This is a genomic window from Clostridioides sp. ZZV15-6597, from assembly GCF_020657815.1.
In the GTDB taxonomy this organism is placed as follows: Bacteria; Bacillota; Clostridia; order Peptostreptococcales; family Peptostreptococcaceae; genus Clostridioides.
Genome location: NZ_JAGWCT010000049.1, coordinates 20,121 through 28,709 on the forward strand (window position 1 = coordinate 20,121; position 8,589 = coordinate 28,709).

Consider the following 8,589-nt stretch of genomic DNA (forward strand, 5'->3'; position numbering starts at 1 on the left):
TTTTTTATTTTCTTGTAACTTTTATACCTGTCATATGGTCATTTAAGTTTTGTTCTTCTAAAGATTTATCATCCACTCTATTTATTTCTAAAGCTAAAGTCTCAGACTTGATGTATTCATTAAAATGCTCAACAGCCTTAGCAATTTCATCATCACCACAGTAATCTATTACTATGTTGTCTAATACTTCAAAATTGCTAGATTTTCTCAATTGTTGTACTTTAGATATAAATTCTCTAGCATATCCTTCATCAATTAACTCATCAGTTAATTTAGTATCTAATATAACGAAAAGATTATTTTCAACAGATACATTAAATCCTTCTTTAGCAGTTATACCTATTAATACTAAATCTTTATTAAACTCAAAAGCTTCACCATTTAAGTCAACTGTTAAAGTTTCACCATTTTCAAGTTTATTAGCAGTTTCATGTGCATTTAATTTATTTAATGCTCCTACAAATAAGTTCATCTTAGCACCTAATACTGGTCCTGCTTCTTTAAAGTTTGGTTTTAAGCTAAAGTTCATATATTCATCCAAATCTTTAGCAAATACTACTTCTTTAACATTAAGTTCTTCTTTTATTAAGTCAACTACATCACTTATTGTATCTTCAAACTTACCATCTACTAATACTTTTTGCAATGGTTGACGAACTTTTATTCTCTCAACTTCTCTTGAAGCTCTACCTAAAGTAACTAGATTCTTAGCTAAATCCATTTTTTCTTCTAATTTAGTATCAACTAGACTCTCATTAAACTTAGGATATTCTGCTAAATGAACAGATACTTCTCCAGTTAGATTTCTATACATTTCTTCTGACATATATGGAGCAAATGGTGCTATAGCTCTGCAAAGTCCATGTAATAATTCATAAGTTGTATTGTATACAGCTTTTTTATCTTCTGTTAATTCAGTTGCCCAGAATCTTCTTCTTGAACGTCTTATATACCAGTTAGATAAATCATCATTTATGAAATCTTGTATCATTCTTAAAGTTTTATTTAATTCAAATATCTCTAAGTTTTCTTCTACATCTTTCATTAAATTATTGAATTTAGATAGTATCCATCTGTCAAGTTCTGGTCTATCTTTGTATTCTACAAAGAATTCAGTTGGATTTATATCATCTGTATTTGCATATAAAGTAAAGAAGTTATATACATTCTTCATAGTACCTATAAATTTACTTTGGATTTCTTTTAATCCATCCATATCAAATTTAGTTGGAGTCCATGGTGGAGAAACATATAGTAAATACCATCTTAGTGCATCTGCTCCGTATTGGTCAAACAACTGCATAGGATTTACTGTATTTCCTCTTGATTTACTCATTTTCTTTCCATCTTTATCGAGTACAAGGTCTGGAACTAAGACACTCTTATATGGTGCTTTTCCTAATACAAATGTTGATACTGCAAGTAATGAGTAGAACCAACCTCTAGTTTGGTCTATACCTTCTGATATATAATCAGCTGGGAATAGTTTATCAAAGTTTTCTTTGTTTTCAAATGGATAGTGGTGTTGTGCAAATGGCATAGCTCCACTATCAAACCAGCAGTCTATAACTTCTGTTACTCTTGTCATTGGTTTTCCACATTTTTCACACTTTAAGTGTATATCATCTACATATGGTCTGTGAAGTTCTACAGTTTCTGGGTTTACATCTTCTACAGCTTTTTCAGCTAATTCTGCTCTTGAACCAACTGAATCTGTATGGCCACATTCACATCTCCATATAGGAAGTGGAGTTCCCCAATATCTAGTTCTTGATATTGCCCAGTCATTTAGATTTTCTAACCAGTTTCCAAATCTCTTTTCACCTACAAAGCTTGGGAACCATTTTACACCATTATTATTTTCTATTAATTTATCTTTAAGCTTAGTCATTTCTATATACCAGCTTGGTTTTGCATAGTACACAAGTGGAGTTTGGCATCTCCAACAATGTGGATAATTATGAACTACTTTTTCCTTACTATATAGTTTATTTTCAGAAGCTAGCCATTTTATTATTTCAACATCTAGCCCATCTTCCATTACAAATCTACCTTCCCAAGGAGTAGCTGTAAATTTACCAGTTTCATCTACTGGCTGTACAACTGGTAAATCGTATCTTTTACCTGTATTATAGTCATCTTCACCAAATGCTGGTGCTGTATGAACTATTCCAGTACCATCTTCAGTAGTTACATAATCTCCTACTGTAATGAAAAATGCTTTTTTATCAACTTCTACAAAAGGCATTAACTGTTCATATTCTAATCCTTCTAAATCTTTACCTTTCATTTCTTCTAAAACTTCATAGTCTTCACCTAATACTTTATTAGCTAAAGGTTTAGATACATAATATACCTCATCACCTTTTTTAACTTTTAAGTAATCAACATCAGCATTTACTGTTAATGAAACATTTGATGGTAAAGTCCATGGAGTAGTCGTCCATGCTAAGAAGTATTCATTAGCATCTTTTTTCTTAAATTTAGCTACAACTGTATTTGTCTTTACTTCTTTATATCCTTGTGCAACCTCATGACTAGCAAGACCAGTTCCACATCTTGGGCAATAAGGAAGTATTTTATGCCCTTCATAGATATATCCTTCTTTATTGAATTTATTAAGTATCCACCATACAGATTCTATATAGTTATTATCTAAAGTTATATATGGATTATCTAAGTCAACTTCATAAGCCATTCTCTCAGTCATTATTCTCCATTGTTTTTCAAATGAGAAAACTGACTCTCTACATTTTTGGTTAAATTCAGCTATTCCATATTCTTCTATTTGTTGCTTGCTAGTAAGACCTAATTCTTTTTCTACTTGTATTTCAACTGGTAATCCGTGTGTATCCCAACCAGCTTTTCTCTTTACTTGATAACCAGACATTGTCTTATATCTACAAACAGAATCTTTAAGTGTTCTAGATAAAACATGATGTACTCCAGGATTTCCATTAGCTGTTGGAGGTCCTTCATAAAATACAAAACTTGGGTCGCCTTTACCTTTTTCTAGAGTTTTTTCAAGTATATCTATGTCTTTCCAATAGTCAAAAACTTGTGCTTCTGCTTGTTTTACAGAACTGTCCACCAATGGCTTAAATTTTGCCATATAAATCACCCTTTCTTACAGTTATTATAATTCCAAAGTTTTTATTCTTTTACATAAATTTGAATAATAAAAAACCCGTCCCCTTTAAACAAAGGGACGAGTTATCAATCGCGTTACCACCCTAATTCTATATGTGAACTTAACAATACTCACATATAACACTCTAATAGTATAACGGCACTAACCGGCACAGCTTAATAAAGTTTAATCGTTCAGCCTGCAGCTCAAGAGTGATTCTCATCTTTATAAATTCCTTGGTTCTCAGCATACCCAATTCTCTGTAAAATTATCTAAAGATAATTGTCTCTATCAACGCTTTTAAAAATTTTTCTGTGTTTATATGAAATTCTATAACAAATAATTTGAATAGTCAATATATTTTTGAAAAATATAATAATTTATATTTTTCTTGTATTTTTATCCTATTTTTAGTTTTTGTTATAGTATTCTCAAACTTATACAATAATTCTACCTAAAATCCAGTAAAATTATTGTTTATTCTAAAGTTGTAGCAGCTTCATCATTACTATAATTATACACTGATGTACCTTCAAATGCATTTACACATTTTTCATCTACATCATAAAAAATCTCATCGACACTTCTTATTTCATCTTCTAACAATGATTTAAATTTATTTCTAAATATCTTAAATTCTTTAACTAAAGCATCGTACTCTTTTCTTATCTCTATAACACGATTATTAGCTTGTTCTATAATTTGTCTAGCTTTTAAATCTGCTTCTTCAACGATTATCTTAGCTTTTTTATTTGCTGCACTACAAGTGTCTTCTGCTGCACTTTGAGCAGTTATTAAAGTAGCTTTTAGTGTTTCTTCAATATTTTCATATTTGTTTACTTGGTCTTGATATAATCCTAATTTTTCTTTAAGAGCTGTATTTTCTCTACACAGAGATTCATAATCTTCTTTGATGATATCTAAAAACTCATCAACTTCTTCATCTCTATAACCTCTTAAACCTTTTTTAAACTCTTTATTTTCTATCTCAATTGGAGTTAGCATTACATTTCCTCCCAGCTATAATTTTAATTAGTCCTTATACAATTAATTTTGCTTGAACTTTTATTCTTCCTTTTTTAGTAATATCTCCTATTTGTGTTACTTTAGCTCTTCCTTTACCTCTAATAGAAATTAAATCATCATTTTTAATTATTTTAGAAGTTGAAGTTATCTTTTCATAATTGACATGGACTTTTTCTCCATTTATGTATTTTGCACTATCTTGCCTAGATATATTGTAAAGACTACTTATGATACAATCTAACCTATCTGAAGATACTGTAAATGATACTTCCTTATATTTTGAAGAACTATTAACAATATTTTCTCTGGAAATTTCCTTTACAATTACATTATTTCTTGAAACTTTCTCTAAATTTATGATTATAAAATCACAAATATCACTACTTACAACTACTTGACAAAAACTATCATGTATAATTATATCTCCAATTTTTTCTCTTTTTATACCTAGATTCAAAATTGCTCCTAAATAATCTTTATGAGATATACTTTTAAATTTAAAATTTCCTTCTATCTGTAAAAATCTAAGAGTATCTTCTATATCCTCATATTCCATGTAAAATGGATAAATAAATACAGTGCTTCTTTCAGCTTGTTCGTAACCTCCATCCACACTGTATTTTATTTCATTAGTAGAATTTAATATATCTACAACATTTCTCACTTCATATGGATTAAGAAACTCAGTAGACTTAACATCATAGTTTTTTATACAACTATTAGCCTTGTCTATTACTTTAAACATTTTATTTTTCAAGTCTATATCCTTTATGTGATTTGTCAATTTCAATTTGTCCATGTTATCACCTTAGAATATAACCAATACTAATTGTCTTAGGAACATCAATAATACTATTGCAATTAAAGGAGAAAAATCTATCGGCCCATTTGTGTATTTGTACATTATAGACCTTATTGGACCTTCTATTGGCTCTGTAAGATTTTCTAAAATCTCAAAAATTTTGCTTTGTCTTCCATTTGGAAACCAAGTCATCAAGCTTTTTATAACTATCATCCATGCTATTATGTCTAAAAGATAATACAGTGCAATTCTTATTGTTCCCATACATTAACCGCCTTTTTACTATTTATTTTGCCAAGGGAAGAATGCTTTGCTTTCTAATTCTTTTTTCATATTTGCATCTATATCTACATTATTAGGAGCTAGTATAAATATTGACTTAGAAACCTTTTGTATACTTCCATCTAAAACATAAACCGCTCCATTCATAAAATTAAATATAGATTTACGAACTTCAGAATTAGTCAATCCTTCCAAATTCACTATAACTGCCCTTCTTTGTTTTAGATGGTCTGCTATAGTTGCAGCTTCATCATAAACTTTAGGTTCAACTATTACAACCTTCATTTGAGAAGTTGTATGTAAATTTACAATTTTATTTGCTTTTGCAGCACTAAATCCTCCATTTATTTCTTCCTCTTGAACTATATCGTCCATACCACTTTCATATTCATCTTCAATATAATCTTCATCTTCATCAACTATCCAGTTCTTAAATTTAGATATTATTCCATTTGACATTATTAACTTCCTCCTTAGAATTTATTCAGATTTGAGTAATTATTTTTTATTGTAATTTCTTTCTCCAAAGATTGATGTTCCAACTCTAACAATGGTAGCCCCTTCCTCTATAGCAATTTCATAATCGTGACTCATTCCCATTGATAAAACATCCATACCTACATTAGATATGTTTAATTCTTTTATTTGTATTGATAAATCTTTAAGACCTTTAAATACACCTCTTATTTCATCTTCATCTGCTACAAAAGGTGCCATTGTCATTAGACCTTTTATTTTTATATTTTTATATTTTTCTGACACTTCTTTGACAAAATCTATAACTTCTCCTTTGTCAAGTCCATGTTTAGATTCTTCTTTAGATATATTCACTTGTACTAAACAATCTATTTCTCTATTTATTTGCTCAGCCCGTTTTTGAATTTCCTCGCATAACGCGATTCTATCTAAAGAATGTATCATACAGACTTTATCTATTATGTACTTAACTTTATTTGTTTGCAAAGTTCCTATTAAATGCCAATTTAGTTTGTCACCTATAATATCATACTTTCTAGCTAATTCTTGAGGTTTATTTTCACCAACAGAAGTAATTCCTTCTTCCATTGCTTCACTAACTAAATCTACATCAACAGTTTTTGTAACTGCTAAAAGAGTAATCTCTTTACTATCTCTATTTACTTTTTTTGCGGCTTCATCAATTTTACTTCTTACTTTAGATAAATTCTCTTTAACAGAACCCATTATTATCACCTACTTTATCCTTATATTTGTGTTTATTCTGTTAGGTCTTAAAATTATTTTGTCATATAGATTAACACTTTTAACTCCATTTATGTCATTTTTATAATAATCCACAAATACAGAAGATTCATTTTCATAAGTTATCCCTTCTAGTATGACAAATTTTACACTTTGTGATTGTTCATCAATTACATATACACCACGTTTATTGTCTTTTGTTTTTATAGAAGTTTTAGGTATTTTTAAACATTCCATCTGATTATATATTATATCAAATTCTTCGACACTTGTATCCTGATTTCCAATAATTTGGTTACTTATTTTTAATTTTACCATTATTTTATTATTATTTTTATATATTTTGTAAACTTTTGCATCTATTTTTTGTTTGTTATATTCAATTATGACATCTTGATTTTTTTTAAAGCTTTTAGAATCTTCTTTATCAACATATATTGATAAAAAACTACTCTGGTCATTAAAGTCTTTTTCTAGAGTACCTTCCGTACTAATTTTTGCATCGACTACTTCAGATTTTAATACTACTGTATCTACATTCTTACTAATAATCATTACTAAGATATTAAACACTAAATATATAAGAATACCAAGTATCACTAATCTGGTATATTTAACCTTTTTCAAATACTCTCCCCCTATAAAATTACTTTCATTATAAATACTTCTTCTAAAAAAGGTTTATTCCTTTTTTATATGATAATAATTGTTTTTTTTCATATTAAATTTATTTTTTATCAATCTTCCTATACAAGATTGTATTATTTATATATAATTATCTTATAAAGTATAAGTTTAACTTACATTTTAAACTTGCTTTATATACTTTTATAGTTATTTTTATTTTTAGATACAATATAAAACCAATTAAAATTTAAAATTACTTTTGTTCTGTTGTCATTAATTAGTTAATTATTTACACATTAGGATAACGTTATCATAAACAAAAGTTTATGTCCTAAAAAAAATACAAGGAGGATTTTCTTATGTCAGAAATTTTATTAGGAACAGGTTTACTTTTATTGGTTCTATGTTGTTTCACAATTTTTAGTTACAAAGCTCCATATGGTATGAAAGCTATGGGAGCTCTTGCAAGTGCTGCTTGTGCTACTTTCTTAGTCGAGGCATTCAACCTTTCTTTACTTGGCGACGTTTTAGGTATGGAATTTTTTAGAAGTGTTGGAGCCGCTAATGGTAGCCTTGGTGGAGTTGCTGCTGCTATACTTGTACCTTTAGCTCTTGGTGTATCTCCAGTTTATGCAGTTCTAATAGGATTATCGTGTTTAGATTTTTCTATATTATCTGGATTCGTTGCTGGGTACTTTGTTTCTTTCTTGATTAAGTTTATAGAGAAAAAGGTACCACCTGGAGTGGATTTAGTAGTTGTAATCCTTCTATGTGCACCACTATCTCGTCTTATAGCATCAAATGTAGACCCATTAGTTAATAGTACACTACTACAAATTGGACAAGTTTTAATAGAGGCTACTAATATTAGTCCTATAGTGATGGGAATTATATTAGGAGGCTTAATAACAGTAGTTGGTACATCTCCACTTAGTTCAATGGCGCTTACATCTATAATTGGTCTTACTGGTCTTCCTATGGCAATAGGAGCATTAGGTGCTTTTGGTTCAGCTTTTATGAACTCAACACTATTTGCAAGATTGAAGTTAGGATCTAAAAAAGATATTATATCTGTCGCTATTGAACCACTGACTCAATCAGATATAATTTCGGCAAATCCAATACCTATATATTGTACTAATTTCTTTGGAGGCGCTTTTTCTGGTATCGTTGTAGCTTTGATGGGGCTTGTAAATATGACACCAGGTACAGCTACACCTGTAGCTGGATTTGCTATAATGTTTGCCTATAATCCAGTTAATCAAGTACTTATAACAGCTGGATTGTGTGCCTTATTTAATGTAGTCGCAGGATTTTTAGGCTCAAAAATATTCAGTACTTTTAAAGTTCTTACTGCTGGTGAAATACGTGGTACTGATATAGAAGAAGAAATTGCTTAAAAAACAATAAGATTTATAAATTAATATTTTAAATGATAGAGTTTTATATTGTAGGCAATTTTATTAATTGCAAGCGTTTTATTTTTATATTTGTTTATGAT

Annotated in this window: 8 protein-coding genes and 1 other annotated feature; of the genes, 1 reads left to right on the plus strand and 7 read right to left on the minus strand. The window is 29.1% G+C overall.

Annotation, left to right across the window (positions count from 1 at the left end):
• Positions 1-4: 4 nt before the first annotated feature.
• The 7 genes from ileS to KGF52_RS12145 form a co-directional block, all read right to left on the minus strand.
• Positions 5-3,112, minus strand: a complete 3,108-nt coding sequence (gene ileS, locus KGF52_RS12115) for an isoleucine--tRNA ligase (RefSeq protein WP_227840355.1) — start codon at positions 3,110-3,112, stop codon at positions 5-7.
• Positions 3,113-3,201: 89 nt separating this feature from the next.
• Positions 3,202-3,434: a binding site (T-box leader), on the minus strand.
• A gap of 173 nt (positions 3,435-3,607) precedes the next feature.
• On the minus strand, positions 3,608-4,135 hold the full coding sequence (locus KGF52_RS12120; RefSeq protein ID WP_227432447.1) for a DivIVA domain-containing protein: 528 nt from the start codon (positions 4,133-4,135) through the stop codon (positions 3,608-3,610).
• A gap of 34 nt (positions 4,136-4,169) precedes the next feature.
• Positions 4,170-4,955: a YlmH/Sll1252 family protein gene (locus KGF52_RS12125; protein ID WP_227840356.1), complete on the minus strand. Its 786-nt coding sequence runs from the start codon at positions 4,953-4,955 to the stop codon at positions 4,170-4,172.
• A gap of 9 nt (positions 4,956-4,964) precedes the next feature.
• A complete protein-coding gene (locus KGF52_RS12130; protein ID WP_054274603.1) occupies positions 4,965-5,222 on the minus strand; it encodes a YggT family protein in 258 nt (85 codons plus the stop codon).
• Between the two features lie 18 nt (positions 5,223-5,240).
• Positions 5,241-5,699: a cell division protein SepF gene (locus KGF52_RS12135; RefSeq protein WP_227829148.1), complete on the minus strand. Its 459-nt coding sequence runs from the start codon at positions 5,697-5,699 to the stop codon at positions 5,241-5,243.
• A 39-nt stretch (positions 5,700-5,738) separates the two neighbouring features.
• Positions 5,739-6,443, minus strand: a complete 705-nt coding sequence (locus KGF52_RS12140; protein WP_227840357.1) for a YggS family pyridoxal phosphate-dependent enzyme — start codon at positions 6,441-6,443, stop codon at positions 5,739-5,741.
• A 9-nt stretch (positions 6,444-6,452) separates the two neighbouring features.
• Positions 6,453-7,088, minus strand: a complete 636-nt coding sequence (locus KGF52_RS12145) for an HlyD family efflux transporter periplasmic adaptor subunit (RefSeq protein WP_227829150.1) — start codon at positions 7,086-7,088, stop codon at positions 6,453-6,455.
• A gap of 359 nt (positions 7,089-7,447) precedes the next feature.
• Here KGF52_RS12145 and KGF52_RS12150 point away from each other — a divergent pair, with 359 nt between their 5' ends.
• Positions 7,448-8,488: a PTS sugar transporter subunit IIC gene (locus KGF52_RS12150; RefSeq protein WP_227840358.1), complete on the plus strand. Its 1,041-nt coding sequence runs from the start codon at positions 7,448-7,450 to the stop codon at positions 8,486-8,488.
• The last annotated feature ends 101 nt before the right edge of the window (positions 8,489-8,589 follow it).